Here is a 16048-nt window from a genome sequence, read left to right as displayed (position 1 = left end):
TCGAAGGATGACTTCCCCCGATGCGGACCTGCTCGACCTCGACATCACGGGGATCGCGCACGGCGGCACCTTCGTCGCCCGCCACGAAGGACGCGTCGTCTTCGTCTCCGACGCCATCCCGGGCGAGCGCGTCCGTGCCCGGCTGATCGCCCCGGGCGAGGGAGCGGATGCCTCGACCCGCAGCTTCTGGCGCGCCGAGACCGTCGAGGTGCTCGACGCGTCCGAGCACCGTCGTCCGCACCTCTGGGCAGAGGCCGACGTGACCCGCGATCCCGCCGATCGTCCGGGCGGAGCCGATCTGGGGCACATCGATCTCGACCACCAGCGCGTCCTCAAGCGGCAGGTGCTGACCGAGGCGCTCGACCGCTTCGCCGGCGCGGGTCTCGAGGCCCCCGAGATCGAGGCCGTCGAATCGGGCGACGGGAGCGGCTGGCGCACGCGTGTCACGCTGCACGTCGACGACGCGGGGCAGGTCGGTCCGTACGCGGCCCGCAGCCACCGCGTGATCCCCGTGACCTCCCACCCGCTCGCGCGGCCGGCGATCGCCGAGGCCGCACTCTCCCTGCACGGAGAGGCCCCGGGGCGCATCGAACTCGTCGAACCGGCCGACGGCACGGTGCGGGTCATCCGCCGCGACGCCACCGAGCGTCCGGCGAAGGTCGCCCGCGGGTTCCGACGCCGCCCGGCTCCCGAGGTGATCCACGAGGTCGTGAACGACCGGCGGTTCGCGGTCGACTCCACCGGGTTCTGGCAGGTGCATCCGCGTGCGGCATCCGTTCTGGATGCGGCGGTCTACGGCCTTCTCGACGGGCACGTCGACGAGCGGGCGACGCACTTCGACCTCTACGGCGGGGTCGGCCTGTTCGCCGCGACGCTCGCCGATCTCGGCGGCACCGACATCGTGACCGTCGAATCGAGCGCCCGGGCGACCCAGCATGCCGCCGAGAACCTCGCCCCGCTCGCGGTGAACGCCGTGACGGCGCGGGTCGACCGGTTCCTCGCCACGCGCACCGGAGGCGGACGCAGCGGAGCCGTCATCCTCGACCCGCCGCGCGCGGGCGCCGGCCGCCAGGTCGTCGAGGCGGTGCACGCCCTCGCTCCGGAGGCGATCGCCTACGTCGCCTGCGATCCGGTCGCCCTGGCACGCGACCTCGGCACGTTCCGGGGGCTCGGCTGGAATGTCGATCGGCTGCGCGGGTTCGATCTGTTCCCGCACTCGCATCACTTCGAGGTCGTCGCGCTGCTCACCCGCTGACTAGGCTGTGGGGATGAGCACGGTCGCCCTCATCGATGATCACGAGTCCGTCCGCCTGGGACTCGAAGCGGCGTGCGCGCGCGACGGGCAGACCATCGTCTTCTCGGGCAGCACGGTCGTGTCGTACCTCGACTGGCGCGCCGCATCCGGCGCGGCACCCGCCGAGGTCGTCGTGCTCGATCTCACCCTCGGCGACGGGACGACGGTCACCGAGAACGTGACCTCGCTGGTCACCGACGGCGCGAGCGTCGTCATCCACAGCGTCGCCGATCGTCCGGCCGCGGTCCGAGAGGCGCTCGCCGCCGGAGCCGCGGGCGTGGTGAGCAAGTCATCCGCGCTCGACGACGTGCTCGACGCGATCCGCACCGTCGCCCACGGCGAGGCGCTCAACAACGTGGAGTGGGCGAGCGCGGTCGACGGCGACCGCGATTTCGCCGATGCGCAGCTCTCGACTCGCGAGCGCGAGGTGCTCCGCCTGTACGCCGCCGGGCTGCCGCTCAAGGCGGTCGCCGAGCGTCTCGGTGTCGCGTACTCGACGGCCAAGGAGAACATCACCCGCATCCGCGTGAAGTACGTCGAGGTCGGGCGCCCGGCGCCGACGAAGGTCGACCTGCTCCGCCGTGCGATGGAAGACGGCATCGTCGAACCAGACGGGGCGTCGAGTGGCCGCTGAGTCCCTCAGCATCCGCGAGGCGTGGAACCAGATCCCGTCTCCCGGAGCGGCCGAGACCGAATTCGAACGGTTCACCGGCAAGCGCATGGAGCGCATCCTCGCCACGGTCGTCGCGATCGGGTCGACGGCACTCGGCGTGCAGGCGCTGTTCTTCGCGATCCCCTCCCTCGCGGATGCGAACGTCGGCCACGCCGTCATCGTCTTCCTCGTCTACGTGCCGTTCGCGGTGATGCTGCTGTGCTGCCTGATCGGCCGGGGAGTCCGCATCGCCTCCGGCATCTTCGCGGTGACCTACGTGCTCGTGCTCGCCGCTTGGCCCAACGTCGTGACGAACGGTGACGGTCTCGCGGCCACGCAGCCGTGGATCTTCTACTTCGTCAACGTCGGCGTCGTGGCAGCGATGCTCGCCTTCCCGGTGCGCGTGCAGTACGCCTGGGCGGTCGCCGTGCCCTTCGTCTACGGCTACGTGCAGCTGGTGCAGGGGGAGTTCTCGCGGCCGTTCTGGGTCGCCACGGCCTTCGATGTCTCGTTCACGCTGATCCTCGGCCTCGTCATCATCTCGCTGGGGTGGATGTTCCGTTCGGTCGCCGCGGGCGTCGACGACGCGCGCGGCCACGCGGTCGCCTCGTACGCGGCCGCGGCGGCGGCGGCCGCCGCGGAGGAGGAGCGCATCGCGATGTCGGCGCTCATGCACGACAGCGTGCTCGCAGCGCTGATCGCCGCCGAGCGCGCCGAGAGCGAGAGGGCGAAGGAACTCGCCGTCGCGATGGCGCGCGAGGCGCTCACCCGCCTCGCCAACACCGAGGCGGCGGTCGCCCAGGAGGGCACCGACGAGCCGGTCGCCGTCGGCCAGATCGTGTCGGAGCTGCGTCGGGCACTGTCGGAGATGGGCGTGGACGCGATCGTCGAGGAGACCGGTACTCCCGGGGCGATTCCCGGCCGCGTGGCGCGTGCGCTCGTGCTCGCCGCGCGTCAGGCGATCGGCAATGCGGTCACGCACGCGGGCGGGCGAGGCCTCCACATCCTCGCCGACTCGCAGGGTGACGACGGCATCCGTGTGATCGTGAGCGATACCGGCGCAGGCTTCGATCTCGCCGCCATCGGGGAGGACCGCCTGGGTATCCGCGCATCCGTCCTCGCCCGTATGGCCGGAGTGGCGGGAACCGCGCAGATCGACTCGGATACCGGAGGCACGACGGTGACCCTGGGATGGAGCGCACCGTGAACCGTACGGTCCGCAGCACCGCGACCTCGCTCGCTGTCGGCTTCGCGTTGTATTTCGCTGCACGTGGTGTGGCCTGGACGGCTGACCCATCGGCGCCCGTGTTCATGGTGCTCGCGATCGCCCTCTACCTCGTCGTCGTGAACCTTGCGATCCTCGGGTCGCCCGACACCGTGAGGCTGCCGTTGTGGGCGGCCGTGCTCGCCGTCGTCGTGAGCGTGATCATCCCGATCGCGGTGACGTTCGCGTTGCCCGAACCTTCCCGCACGGCACCCTTCGCCACCTGGTACATCGGCGGCGTCGGCCTGCTCAGCGTCATTCTCGTGGTGCGTCGTCGATTTCTGACGGGTTGGCTGATCCTCTTGCTGCTCGTCGCCACGTCATCGATGTTCTTGGGATTCTTCACCTCGCTCCGGCTCGGCCTGGTCGGATCGATCATGTGGGTGGTCGTCGCGAACCTCCTGGTGTGGTTCTGGGACCGGGCGGTGCGCGACACCGAGCGCCTCGCCGAGATCCAGCAGGCCGTGTCGGCCTGGCACGCCACCCAGCTCGTGCGTCAGCGCGAGCGTCGCGTGCGCACCCAGTTCGCGCTCGCGGTCGCCGGCCCCGTGCTCAGCCGCGCGGTGGCGACGCGTGGCTCTCTGACCGAGGAGGAGCGTCTTGATGCCCGGCTCGCCGAGGGGCGCCTGCGTGATGAGCTGCGCGGAGCCGACCTGCTCAACGATGCGGTCCGCGATGCGATCGAAGCGGCGCGTCGGCGCGGTGCGGTCGTCACGGTGTTCGACGAGGGCGGTCTCGAGGGGGTCGACGAGGCGCGTCGCATCGAGATCCGGGACGAGCTCGCCGGCGTCCTGGCGGAGGCCCACGCGGGACGCCTCATCATCCGTTCCGCCAAGGACGATCGCACCGCGGTGACGGTGGTCGGGCGCGTGGGGTCGGGATCGTCGCGCGACGACGACTCCGTCGACGTGTGGCACGAGATCCCGCGCAGCGCCGCCCGCGGCTGAACCACCGGCGACGGCGCGTCTCTTCGGCTCCGGCTGGGGGAGGGTGCCGGAGTCGAAGAAGAGGTGAGAATGGGCGAGGGGCGGCGATATCGCCAGCCCCTCGCCATGCGGCTCAGTTACCCGAAAACCAGCCGCGGATGATCGATCACCGTCTGTCTACCCTGGGACAGAGAGACCGATCGAACGCGAAGCGTCTCCATTAGTTTCGCGGCTCGCAACCCCCGTGTCTGTAGGTATTTTGGGGGACATAGGTGCGCGGATGCGGGAGGATGGCCGGATGAGCACGCGGCGCGGAACGAACCTGCCCCGAATGGGCGACTTCAATCAGGCGGTCGTGATCGAGGCGATCCGCCGCGCGGGTGAGGCGCTGAGCCGTACGGAGCTCGCTGCGGCCACCGGACTCTCCGCGCAGACGCTCACGAACATCACCCGCCGCCTCCTCGACGAGGGACTGATCGCCGAGGCCGGGCGTGCCATCAACGGCCCGGGAAAGCCCCGCGTCCTGCTCCGTCTGGTCGCGGAGAGCCGGTACTCGGTGGGTGTCCATCTCGATCCCGCCGTGGTGACGGTGGTGGTCCTCGACCTCGCCGGCGCGGTGGTCGCGCGGCGCCTGATCCCGGTGGGATCACCCGAACCCGGGCGAATCATCGACGAGATGGCTCGCGCGATCGATGCCCTCATCGCCGAGGTCGGTGTCGATCGCTCGCGGATCTTCGGTATCGGACTCGCCGCTCCCGGACCCCTCGACGAGGCGAACGGGACCGTGGTCGACCCTCCCATGCTGCGCGGATGGCGCCGGGTGCCCCTGCGTGAGCTGCTGTCGGCGGCGACCGGGTTCGCGGTGGCGTTGGAGAAGGACACCGCTGCGGCGGCCGTGGGTGAGCTCTGGACGCGCCGAGGTCCCGTGGACGACTCGTTCGTCTTCCTCTACCTCGGCACGGGGCTCGGTGCGGCGCTCGCGCGCGACGGCGATGTCACGCGCGGGCGCACGGGCAACCTCGGCGAGATCGGGCACATCGTGGTCGATCCTGAGGGGCCGCCGTGCGCCTGCGGATCCCGGGGATGCGTCGCCGTCACGTGCACGCCGCAGTCGATCGTGGCGGAAGCGGTGCGTGCGGGGGTGTTGTCTGCGGAGGGCGACGATGACGAGCCCGGTGCGCTCGAGGCGCGGTTCGCGCACGTGTGCGCGCAGGCGGAACAGGGGGAGGCGGCGGCCTCCGGCATCCTCGGCCGTGCCGCACGGTGCACCGCCGCCCTCCTGGTGGTGCTCACCGACGTCCTCGACGTGGAGCGCATCGTGCTCGGGGGACCCTTCTGGGGGTACGTCTCGGAGGTCTACCTCGCCGAGATCTCGGAGCACGTGCAGCGACTGAGCGCGACGCGAGCGCTGCGGGAGATCCCGATCGACGGCACGGTCGTGGGGGCCGACGTGGGAGCCGTGGGGGCGGCCTGCGTGGTGCTCGATCGGGCGCTCACCCCGCGAAGCTCGACGCTGATGCTGTCGGAACGCTCGGACGTGCCTGTCGCTCCTTAAATCCAATCGATGTAGTATTCGGGTGTTCCTCCGTCATCGTCGATCGGAAACCCGTCATGCACGACAACTCCTCACTGGTCGAAGCACGCATCCGCCGGTTCGTGCGGGAGCGCCTCGAGCCCGCGCTGTACGCACACTCGCACGAGCTCACTCTCGAGGCCTGGCAGGTCCCGGGTGAACCCGTGCCGTTCGCCGAGGCCGTCGGGCAGACGTACGCACCCTTCGCCGTCGGCTCGCCGTGGGGGCGTGCCTGGAGCACGATGTGGCTGCGGGTGACCGGGACGATCCCGACGACCGATGCCGGGCAGCGGGCCGAACTCGTCTTCGACCTCGGCTTCCACGGCGCGCAGCCGGGGTTCCAGGCCGAGGGCACGGTGTACCGGCCGGACGGATCCATCGTCAAGGCGGTCGAGCCGCGCAACGCCTACGTGCCGCTCGACGGTGATCCGGGCGATGCGATCGAGCTCTACCTCGAGGCGGCGGCGAACCCGGATGTGGGCGACGGGTTCCGCACCTTCGGCCCCACGCCGCTCGGGGAATGGGACTCCGCCGGCGACGAACCGCTGTACGAGCTGCGTCGCGCCGACGTGGCCGTGCTCGACCTCACGGTCTGGGAACTTCTGCAGGACATCGCAGTGCTCGACGGTCTGCGCGCCGAGCTCCCCGAGAGCTCCTCCCGCCGTGCCGAGATCCTGCGCGCCCTCGAGCACGCGGTCGACGCGACGGATCCGGACGACGTCGCCGGCACCGTCGCCGATGCGCGCGCCGCACTCTCGGAGGTGCTCGGCCGCCCGGCATCCGCGTCCGCGCACTCCGCCCACGCGGTCGGGCACGCCCACATCGACTCCGCGTGGCTGTGGCCGGTGCGCGAGACGCAGCGCAAGGTGGCGCGCACGTTCTCGAACGTCCTCTCGCTGATCGGAGAGGACTCCGAGTTCTCGTTCGCGGCGTCGTCGGCGCAGCAGTACGACTGGATGAAGCGGTTCCAGCCCGAGCTCTTCGAGCGGTTGCGCACCGCCGTCGCGGCCGGTCGATTCCACCCCGCGGGCGGCATGTGGGTGGAGTCCGACACGAACATGCCGGGAGGCGAGGCCCTCGCGCGCCAGTTCGTGCGGGGAAAGCGTTTCTTCCTCGAGGAGTTCGGGGTCGAGCCCCTCGACGTCTGGCTGCCCGATTCGTTCGGATACTCGGCCGCGCTCCCGCAGATCGCGCGGGCCGCCGGGTCGCGGTGGATGCTGACGCAGAAGATGTCGTGGAACGAGACGAACACGATGCCCCATCACACCTTCACGTGGGAAGGCCTGGACGGCACCCGCATCTTCACGCACTTCCCGCCGGTCGACACGTACAACTCGCAGCTCTCCGGTGCGGATCTCGCCCGCGCCGAGCGCCAGTTCGCCGAGAAGGGCGCGGCGACCGCCTCGCTCGTGCCCTTCGGATACGGCGACGGCGGAGGCGGGCCGACCCGCGAGATGCTCGCCGCCGCCGCACGACTGCGATCGCTGGAGGGATCACCGACCGTGACCCTCTCCGATCCGCGGCGCTTCTTCGAGACGGCCGAGGCCGAGTACTCCAATCCGCCGGTGTGGTCGGGGGAGATGTACCTCGAGTTCCACCGCGGCACCTATACCTCGCAGGCGCGCACCAAACGCGGTAACCGGCGCAGCGAGCACGCCCTGCGCGAGGCCGAGCTGTGGGCGACGAGCGCAGCGCTGGCGGGTGCCGAGTATCCGTACGACGCGTTGGGGGAGGCGTGGGAGACCGTGCTCCTGCAGCAGTTCCACGACATCCTTCCCGGCAGTTCGATCGGTTGGGTGCACCGCGAGGCCGAGCGCCGCTACGCGGAGGTACTCGAGACGCTCGACGGCATCGTCGACACCGCGCTCGACGTCGTCGCAGGCCGCGGGGAGGCGGAACTGGTCGCCAACGCGAGCCCCTACCCGTCGGGTGGTGTGCCCGGCCTGGCGATCGGCGTCGCGGAGTCCGCGAATGCGGCGGCCCATGCCGGAAGGCATGGCGAGGAGATCGTGCTCGAGAACGAGCATCTGCGGGTCGTGGTGGATGCCGATGGGCTCATCTCCTCGCTGAGCGTGCGTGCGACCGGGCGCGAGACGATCCCGACGGGGGAGCGCGGGAACCTGCTGACGCTGCACCGCGACACCCCCACGGCGTGGGATGCCTGGGACATCGACGAGCACTACCGCCGGCACGCCGTCGAGCTGAGGGATGCCGTGGCGATCGAGGTCGTCGCGCACCCGACCGCTGCCGTCGTGCGGATCGACCGGGAGTTCGGTGCGTCCCGCATCACTCAGGTCCTCACGCTCGCGGCGGGGTCCCCGAGCCTCGACATCGAGACGATCGTCGATTGGCACGAGCGCCAGAAGTTGCTCAAGCTCGGCTTCCCGCTCGACGTGCACAGCGATCGTGCGGCATCCGAGATCCAGTTCGGTCACGTGCACCGGCCCACCCACACCAACACGTCGTGGGACGTCGCCCGTTTCGAGACGGTCGCCCACCGCTGGGTGCACGTCGGAGAACCGGGCTTCGGGGTCGCGATCGCGAACGACTCGACCTACGGCCACGACATCACGCGGTCGTCGCGCGACGGCGGTGGCACGGCGTCGACGGTTCGGCTCTCCCTGCTGCGCGCGCCGCTGTTCCCCGATCCGGAGGCCGATCAGGGACGACACGCCTTCCGCGTCGGCATCCGTCCGGATGCGGGGATCGCGGATGCCGTGCGCGAGGGGTACCGCCTGAATCTGCCCGCACGCGCGGTGCGCGGCTCTGGCCCCGTCGCGCCGCTATTCGCGGTGTCGTCGGACGCGATCGTGATCGAGGCGGTCAAGCTCGCGGAGGACCGGAGCGGTGATGTGATCGTCCGGCTGTACGAAGCGCACGGCGGACGGGCGGTGGGGGAAGTCACGCCGTCGTTCGACTTCGGGTCGGTCGTGGAGACCGACCTCCTCGAGCGGGAGACACCGCGGGCGGCGGTCACCGGCGTCGCGACGGGCGTCGAGCTGTCGCTGCGGCCGTTCCAGCTGGTCACGCTGCGCTTCGCGCGCTGATCCACGGTTCCGGGAGAGCCCGGCGGCGCTCAACGGGCGAAGCGTCCCCAGGGGATCTCCCTGCGCAGCGGCTTGCGCAGGGAGCGCTGGGTGCGCGTCCACGCCGAGACGACCGGCTCGTCGGCGACGGCATCCGATTCCTCGGCCGCGTAGGCATCGCTGACCACCGCGATGAGCGCGGCCAGTTCTTCCTCGGTCGCCGTGCCGCGGGTGATCTCGAGCGCCGGGCGCTCGCCCCTCTCGTCGATCACAGCGGGATGTTCCCGTGCTTCTTCGGCGGCAGCTCAGCGCGCTTGCCGCGCAGGGCACGGAGTGCCTTGGCGATCGAGACGCGCGTGTTCGCGGGTTCGATGATGCCGTCGAGTTCGCCGCGCTCGGCGGCGAGGAACGGCGAGGCGACGTTGTAGGTGTACTCGTTCGCGAGGCGGGTGCGCACGGCGGCGACATCTTCGCCGGCTTCCTCGGCCTTCTTGATCTCACCCCGGTAGAGGATGTTCACGGCGCCCTGGCCGCCCATGACAGCGATCTCGGCGGTCGGCCACGCGAGGTTGACGTCGGCGCCGAGCTGCTTCGAGCCCATCACGATGTAGGCGCCGCCGTAGGCCTTGCGCAGGATGACGGTCACCAGCGGCACGGTGGCCTCGGCGTACGCGTAGAGCAGCTTGGCTCCGCGTCGGATCACGCCGGTCCACTCCTGGTCGGTTCCGGGCAGGTAGCCCGGAACGTCGACGAGCGTCACGATCGGGATCGAGAACGCATCGCAGAAGCGGACGAAGCGGCTCGCCTTCTCGCCGGCCTCGATGTTCAGCGTTCCCGCCATCTGCGAGGGCTGGTTGGCGATGATGCCGACCGAGCGGCCCTCGATGCGGCCGAAGCCGATGACGATGTTCGGCGCGAAGAGCGGCTGAACCTCGAGGAAGTCGCCCTCGTCGACGACGTGCTCGATCACCGTGTGGATGTCGTACGGCTGGTTGGCCGAGTCCGGGATGATCGTGTTCAGCGTGCGGTCGGCATCCGTCGTCTCGAACTCGAAGACACCCTCGTACGAGGGGAGTTCTGCCATGTTGTTGTCCGGCAGGAAGCTGAGCAGAGTGCGCGCGTAGTCGAGCGCGTCGTCCTCGTCCTCCGCGAGGTAGTGGGCGACACCGGAGCGGGTGTTGTGCGTGTACGCACCGCCCAGCTCCTCCATGCCGACGTCTTCGCCGGTGACCGTCTTGATGACGTCGGGGCCGGTGACGAACATCTGGCTCGTCTTGTCGACCATGATCACGAAGTCGGTGAGGGCGGGGGAGTACACCGCGCCGCCGGCCGCCGGGCCCATGATGATCGAGATCTGCGGGATGACACCGGAGGCGCGGGTGTTCAGACGGAAGATCTCGCCGTACTTGCCGAGCGCGACGACACCCTCCTGGATGCGCGCCCCTCCCGAGTCGAGGATGCCGATGCAGGGCATGCCGCCCGCGAGGGCGAACTCCATGACCTTGATGATCTTCTCGCCGGCGACCTCGCCGAGCGAGCCGCCGAACGTCGAGAAGTCCTGCGAGTAGACCGCGACCGTGCGCCCGTTGATCGTGCCGACACCGGTGACGACCGAGTCGCCGTAGGGCCGGGAGCGATCCATGCCGAACGCGGTCGTGCGGTGGCGCACGTACTCGTCGAACTCGACGAAGCTCCCGGGATCGACGAGCAGCTCGATGCGCTCGCGAGCGGTCATCTTGCCCTTGGCGTGCTGCTTCTCCTTCGCCTTCGCTTCTGCGTCGACGACGGCTTCGGTGTAGCGAGCGCGCAGATCCGCGATCTTGCCGGCGGTGGTAAAGAGGTCGGGCTTGTCCGTCACGGATTCCACACTATCGTCGCCGCGGCTCGGCCTGTTGGATGCTCGCCACAACGGGTGGCGTGATCCTTTGGTGAGGTGCTCTCTGTCCGATCAGCGCAGCGGACCGTCGGCGCCCGGATTCTCGGGGAGTTCGTGGTCGCCGCGCGGGGCGGAATCGGACTCCAGCTCTCCGCTCGCGCCACGTCCGCGACGGGTGGTCAGTTCCCCGACCTTACGACTGGCCCAGCCCACCCCGCGCACCGCCGTGCCGGCCGCGCCCGCGACCGCGGAACCCGCGTAGCGCGCGCCGCGGAGCACGCGGAGTTCGACCTTCTCGGCGCCGGCAACGGGTTCGAGCTCGGGTGGGAGGTCGAGGGGAGCGGCCCCGAACGCGCGGTGCGAGGTCGTCAGCACGCGTCGGCCGAGGATGTGGTTGCCCGCGCCGCCGATCGCCGCGCCCACTCCGAACGGCAGCGCCTTGCCCAGGAAGGAGGCGCCGCCGCGCGCGGCGAACTGCTTCACGAACATGCTCTTGAGCTGATCGACGAGCGGTCCGACGGCGGCACGGGGGAGGGACTTCGTCACGAGCTCGCCCCAGTAGGCGTTGCGGGTGCCGCCGCGGCCGGCGACCTGACCGGCGAGCTGCCCGACCAGGTCGACGCCCTCCTTGCCGAGCATCAGGGTCATCACCAGCGCCCGGGCGCGATCGGGGTTGGCGACCGCGATGCCGTGCACCTCGGCGACCGACTGCGCGAACAGTGCGGTCGACTCGACGAAGCCGACCGTCTCGACGCCGGAGAGCGCGAGCGTCACGCCGGTGCCGATCCCCGGTACGACGGCTGTGGCCCCGACCGCTGCCCCACCGGTGGTGACGGCGGCGAGGTAGCGACGTTCGAGGATCCGTACGATCTCGGCGGGTGACGCATGGGGATTGCGCAGACGGATGCTGCGGATGTGCGCGAGCACGAGCGGGCGCTGGATGGAGAGCACGCGATCGAGGCCACGGACGACGAACGGATGCTCGGGCGATCCCGTCGGAGGGATGCCCTTGTCCCACGGGGCGTCGTCCGGGAGGGAGTGGATCTTGTGCACCTTCGGGGCCATGTCACGATCCTAGGAACCCCGCCCGCGAAAACGCCGGGAGCCGCACCCCTGAGGGTGCGGCTCCCGGCGTTTTTGCTGGAGGCTTTCGACAGCGACTCAGACGAAGAGGTTCGCCCGCTCGAGGTCTTCGGCGAAGTCGACCTCGACCGCGTACAGGTCGGAGACGTCCATCGGCTCGAGCAGCAGGCCGTCCTCGGCGATCGCGAGCTCGAGGCCGCGCTCGAAGTAGTCCTGGTCGTCGACGCGCTGCAGCTGGCGCATGAACGCCTTCTTCTGCGCCGAGGAGATGTAGTTGATACCCACGGCCTCGCCGAGGCCGCCGGTGACGGTCTTCGACAGCTCCTTGATGAAGCCCTCGGCCGTGACCGTGTACTTCACCTCTTCGTCGCTGACCTTGGAGGTGTTGACCGTGACGAACGACTGATCGCGCTCGATGAACGAGGCCGCTCGGCCGAGGATCATCGGGTCGAAGACGACGTCGCCGTTCATCCACAGCACGCCGCCGCGTCCGGTCGCGCCGAGGGCGCGCAGGAGGCTCTTCGAGGTGTTGGTCTCGTCGTAGCGCTCGTTGTGCACGTAGTTGGCGGAGGGGAAGGCCTCGATGATGGTCTCGGCGCGGTAGCCGACCACGGTGGTGATGCGCGCGTCGGTGCCGAACGCGGCGCGGATGTTGTCATGCTGCTGGCGCATGATCGTGCGGCCGTCGCCGAGTTCGGTGAGCGGCTTGGGCAGCGAACGGCCCAGGCGCGAGCCCATGCCGGCTGCGAGGATGACGGTCTGAAGAGTCACGAGTGCTCCTTTGGAAGGTGTGTTCATGGCCGGTTAACCAGCCGGACACTTCGTCGTGCCGCGTTCATGCTAGCGATGGACCCTGGGAAACACCGGGTCTCACGGCGCCCGTTGCCGTTTCGTGACCCAGTCCACACCGTATACCCAGGGTCGACGTCGGGGAAGGCGCCCGGGTGATTGTCAGGGTGAATGTTGCGACCGACCCCGGGGAAGTCGGCTCGCGTTGATACCGTAGAACCCGTGACTGCTTCCCCCGACGCCCGCCCCGAAAAGGCGGAAGACCCCACGACCGAATCGAAGGCGACCCCGGAGAAGCGGACGGCGACGTCGAAGCGGGCATCCGCGTCCTCCCCGACGGCGAAGAAGGCTTCCGCGGCCCGCACGAACGCCGCGAAGAAGACTCCCGCAGCCCGCACGCCCGCGAAGCGCCCGAGCACGGCGAAGGCTGCGGCGGAGAAGGCCGCTGCGGGCACCGACGTCGTCATCGAGCCCGTCTCGGCGGCGGGCCCGATCGAGAAGAAGGTTCCCGCGCGGCCGGCTGCCGGAGCGCGTGCCACGACGACGCGTACACCCGCGAAGTCCGCTGCGGCGAAAACGGCCGCAGCCAAGTCGGCGGCGGCGAAGAAGACGACCGCCGCGAGCACGACCGCTGCGGCGAAGACCACGGCAGCGAAGACCACGGCAGCGAAGACAGCGGCCGCGAGATCGGCTGCGGCGAAGTCGACGGCGGCGAAGACTACGGCGGCGAAGTCGACGACGGCGAAGACCGCTGCGGCGAAGACCGCGGCGACGAAGGCTCAGGCGGCGAAGTCGACGGCACGCACCGCCGCATCACGCGCCGCTTCCACTCGCACGACCGCGGCGAAGACTGCCGCCGCGAAGACCGCTGCGGCGAAAGCGGCCGCGGCTCAGGCCGCGGAGGTCGCCGAGCCGAAGCCGCAGGCTCCCGTCACGATCGAGTCGACCCGGATCGACCCGCCTGAGGCGGTGGTCGAGGTCGAGGAGACGGCCGGTGCCGGAGCGACTGTCGGCGTCGACGAGGTGCTCGTCGAGGCGGAGACCGCGGAGGCGGATGTCGTCGAGCCCGAGGTCGTCAAGGCGGAGGTCGTCGAGCCCGTCATCGAGCCTGAGGTCGTCGAGCCCGAGGTCGTCGAGGCCGAGATCGTCGAGCCGGAGACCACCGAAGCCGGGCCCGAGGTCGAGGCCACGGACGTCCGGTCCGAGGCATCCGCCGTCGCCGCGGAATCGGCCGCCCCCGCTGCGTCGGACGTCGAGGCTCTGCACATCCGCGGGCTCGTCAAGCATTTCGGCGACAATCGCGCCGTGCACGGCATAGACCTGTCGGTGCCGGCGGGCTCCTTCTACGGCATCGTCGGACCCAACGGGGCCGGAAAGACGACGACGCTGTCGATCATCGCGGGGCTGCTGCGCGCCGACGCCGGGAGCGTCGTGATCTGCGGCATCGACCAGGCGACGAACTCCCAGGCGGCGAAGCGGGTGATGGGCGTCCTCCCCGATCGCCTGCGCACGTTCGACCGTCTGACCGGCCGTCAGCTCCTCTACTACTACGGGCTCCTGCGCGGCCTGGCCTCCGACGTGATCGAGAAGCGCGTCGCCGATCTCGCGCGCGCCTTCGATCTGGGGGATGCGCTCGGTCGCGTCGTCTCGGACTACTCGGCGGGTATGACCAAGAAGGTCATGCTCGCGGGGGCGATGATCCATTCGCCGCGCGTGCTCGTGCTCGACGAGCCGTTCGAATCGGTCGACCCCGTCTCCTCGGCGGTGATCCTCGACATCCTGCGGGCGTATGTCGCGCACGGCGGCACCGTCATCCTGTCGAGCCACGGGATGGATCTCGTGGAGCGGGTGTGCTCGCGCGTCGCGATCATCGTCGACGGCGAAGTGCTCGCCGAGGGGACGATCGACGAGGTGCGGGCGGGCCAGACGCTCGAAGCGCGCTTCGTCGAGCTCTCCGGCGGTATCGGAGAGGTGGAGGGGCTCGAGTGGCTGCACACGTTCTCCGACTGAGGCTCGCCCTTCTGCTCGGATCGCTGCGCGGCGAGCGCCGGACGCGGTCGATCCTGTCCTTCCTCGTCGTCGTGGCGATCACGGTCGTCGTCTGCACCTCGGTGCTCAGCCTCGCCGGCGCACCGCTCGGGGTCGCCCGCACGGTCACCGTCCTCGGCGGCGCCGCGATCCTCCTCGGCTTCCTCATCGGCCCGATCCTCGTGGGAGCCGTGGACCAGCTCGATCCTCGCCGCTTCGCCGTCTTCGGCGTCGACGAGCGTCAGATGCCATGGATCCTCGTCGTCGCGTCGCTGATCAGCGTCCCGAGCCTGGCTCTCCTGGCCGTGTACCTCAGCGTCGGCATCGTGGCGGTGCAGCTCGGCGTCGCGTGGCCGCTCGCGGTCGGGATGACGGTGGTGGGCATAGTCAGCACCATCCTGGTCGCGCGCATCGGCATGGCGGTCAATGCGCTGCTGCTGCCCGAACGGCGCTCGCGCGAGCTCACGGCACTGTTCGTGCTCGCGCTGCTCGTCGTCGCGTTCCCGGTCGCCGTGTTCCTCGCGTCGTTCCGGTGGGACGGGGAGGTGCCGGCATCCCTGATCTCGCTGACGGGCGTGATCTCCCTCACCCCGCTCGGAGCGGCGCCCGGCGCGCTCTTCCAGGCGCCCGAGAGTTCGACGGCGTGGCTCATCGGCCTCATCGCCGTCGTGACCCTCGCGGGGCTCTGGGTGGTGTGGGAATGGCTGGTCCGCCGCCTGCTCACGACGACCGAGCGGCCCGTGGCCGCGCGCGAACGCACCGGTCTCGGGTGGTTCGCCCTCCTGCCGTCGACGGCCTTCGGAGCCATCGCCTCGCGCAGCCTCGTGTACTGGCTGCGCGACCGCCGCTACATCGTCAACGTGATCGTCGTCCCGGTCGCGGGGGTCCTCACGGTGCTCCCGCTCCTGGTCGCCGGAGTACCGCTCGAGATCGCCGCCCTCGTGCCGGTCCCCGTGATGGCGCTCTTCTTCGGATGGCTGCCGCACAACGACGTCGCCTACGACTCGACGGCCCTGTGGACGCACGTCGCCAGCGGCGTGCGCGGGCTGCCCGATCGGCTCGGGCGCCTGGTCCCCGTTCTCCTGGTGTCGATTCCGGTCCTGGCGATCGCCGTTCCGCTCACGCTCCTCGTCATCGACGACTGGCATCTGCTGCTGCCGCTGATCGGTCTCGGATCCAGCCTGCTGCTCTCGGCCCTCGGCCTGTCGAGCATCGTGTCGGTCGTCGCGCCGTACGCGGTGTCACGCCCGGGCGACAGTCCGTTCCAGCAACCGCAGCGTCCGACGTCGCGCGGCGCCTACGGGCCGGCCGTCGCGTTCCTCGGGGCGATCCTCGTCAGCGGTCCGGTCATCTGGCTCTTCGCCTCGAACCTCCTCTCGGGGGAGGAGCAGGCGATGGCGACGTTCTGGGCCGGCCTCGGCACCGGCGTCGGTGTCTTCGTCATCGGCGCGGTCGTCGGCGGCCTCATCTTCGAACGCAGCGGGGAACGCCTCATGGAGTTCGTCGAGACCGCGTGACGCCGCCCCGCGCACGCGTG

The 16048-nt window shown here is 70.2% G+C and carries 12 protein-coding genes; 8 read left to right on the top strand and 4 right to left on the bottom strand.

Features of this window, described 5'->3' with window-relative positions; genetic code table 11:
• The first annotated feature begins 7 nt into the window (after positions 1-7).
• From KV396_RS01000 to KV396_RS00975, 6 genes are all read left to right on the top strand, one after another.
• The gene (locus KV396_RS01000) at positions 8-1255 is read left to right on the top strand and encodes a class I SAM-dependent RNA methyltransferase (protein ID WP_247956558.1); all 1248 of its coding nucleotides are present in this window, start codon (positions 8-10) and stop codon (positions 1253-1255) included.
• A gap of 13 nt (positions 1256-1268) precedes the next feature.
• Positions 1269-1928 (top strand): response regulator transcription factor, encoded by a 660-nt coding sequence (locus KV396_RS00995; RefSeq protein ID WP_247624811.1) that lies wholly within the window; start codon positions 1269-1271, stop codon positions 1926-1928.
• A complete protein-coding gene (locus KV396_RS00990; RefSeq protein ID WP_247956557.1) occupies positions 1918-3153 on the top strand; it encodes a sensor histidine kinase in 1236 nt (411 codons plus the stop codon). The genes KV396_RS00995 and KV396_RS00990 overlap by 11 nt, the downstream gene beginning before the upstream one ends.
• Complete coding sequence (locus KV396_RS00985; RefSeq protein ID WP_247634336.1) at positions 3150-4157, top strand: hypothetical protein; 1008 nt, start codon at positions 3150-3152, stop codon at positions 4155-4157. The genes KV396_RS00990 and KV396_RS00985 overlap by 4 nt, the downstream gene beginning before the upstream one ends.
• 277 nt (positions 4158-4434) lie before the next feature.
• On the top strand, positions 4435-5691 hold the full coding sequence (locus tag KV396_RS00980) for an ROK family transcriptional regulator (protein WP_247956556.1): 1257 nt from the start codon (positions 4435-4437) through the stop codon (positions 5689-5691).
• A gap of 56 nt (positions 5692-5747) precedes the next feature.
• On the top strand, positions 5748-8756 hold the full coding sequence (locus tag KV396_RS00975) for an alpha-mannosidase (protein WP_247956555.1): 3009 nt from the start codon (positions 5748-5750) through the stop codon (positions 8754-8756).
• Positions 8757-8785: 29 nt separating this feature from the next.
• Here the strand turns inward: KV396_RS00975 and KV396_RS00970 are convergent, their stop codons facing one another.
• The 4 genes from KV396_RS00970 to KV396_RS00955 form a co-directional block, all read right to left on the bottom strand.
• Positions 8786-9007, bottom strand: coding sequence for an acyl-CoA carboxylase subunit epsilon (locus KV396_RS00970; RefSeq protein WP_247956554.1), 222 nt, complete (start codon positions 9005-9007; stop codon positions 8786-8788).
• Positions 9004-10593: an acyl-CoA carboxylase subunit beta gene (locus KV396_RS00965; protein WP_372491583.1), complete on the bottom strand. Its 1590-nt coding sequence runs from the start codon at positions 10591-10593 to the stop codon at positions 9004-9006. The genes KV396_RS00970 and KV396_RS00965 overlap by 4 nt, the downstream gene beginning before the upstream one ends.
• Positions 10594-10683: 90 nt before the next feature.
• The gene (locus KV396_RS00960) at positions 10684-11676 is read right to left on the bottom strand and encodes a hypothetical protein (protein ID WP_247956553.1); all 993 of its coding nucleotides are present in this window, start codon (positions 11674-11676) and stop codon (positions 10684-10686) included.
• Between the two features lie 96 nt (positions 11677-11772).
• Positions 11773-12465: a phosphocholine cytidylyltransferase family protein gene (locus KV396_RS00955; RefSeq protein ID WP_247634340.1), complete on the bottom strand. Its 693-nt coding sequence runs from the start codon at positions 12463-12465 to the stop codon at positions 11773-11775.
• Positions 12466-12705: 240 nt separating this feature from the next.
• Between KV396_RS00955 and KV396_RS00950 the strand changes: the two genes are divergently transcribed.
• Positions 12706-14493, top strand: coding sequence for an ABC transporter ATP-binding protein (locus KV396_RS00950; RefSeq protein ID WP_247956552.1), 1788 nt, complete (start codon positions 12706-12708; stop codon positions 14491-14493).
• Positions 14469-16028, top strand: coding sequence for a hypothetical protein (locus KV396_RS00945; protein ID WP_247956551.1), 1560 nt, complete (start codon positions 14469-14471; stop codon positions 16026-16028). The genes KV396_RS00950 and KV396_RS00945 overlap by 25 nt, the downstream gene beginning before the upstream one ends.
• The last annotated feature ends 20 nt before the right edge of the window (positions 16029-16048 follow it).

The organism is Microbacterium galbinum (assembly GCF_023101185.1).
GTDB classification, from domain to species: domain Bacteria; phylum Actinomycetota; class Actinomycetes; order Actinomycetales; family Microbacteriaceae; genus Microbacterium; species Microbacterium galbinum.
This window is presented reverse-complemented; position numbering and strand designations above follow the sequence as displayed.

Bases quoted from the DNA above. Each gene is read 5' to 3' on its own strand.
- KV396_RS01000 (WP_247956558.1), top strand. From the start codon at position 8: ATGACTTCCCCCGATGCGGACCTGCTCGACCTCGACATCACGGGGATC.
- KV396_RS00995 (WP_247624811.1), top strand. From the start codon at position 1,269: ATGAGCACGGTCGCCCTCATCGATGATCACGAGTCCGTCCGCCTGGGA.
- KV396_RS00980 (WP_247956556.1), top strand. From the start codon at position 4,435: ATGAGCACGCGGCGCGGAACGAACCTGCCCCGAATGGGCGACTTCAAT.
- KV396_RS00975 (WP_247956555.1), top strand. From the start codon at position 5,748: ATGCACGACAACTCCTCACTGGTCGAAGCACGCATCCGCCGGTTCGTG.
- KV396_RS00960 (WP_247956553.1), bottom strand. From the start codon at position 11,676: ATGGCCCCGAAGGTGCACAAGATCCACTCCCTCCCGGACGACGCCCCG.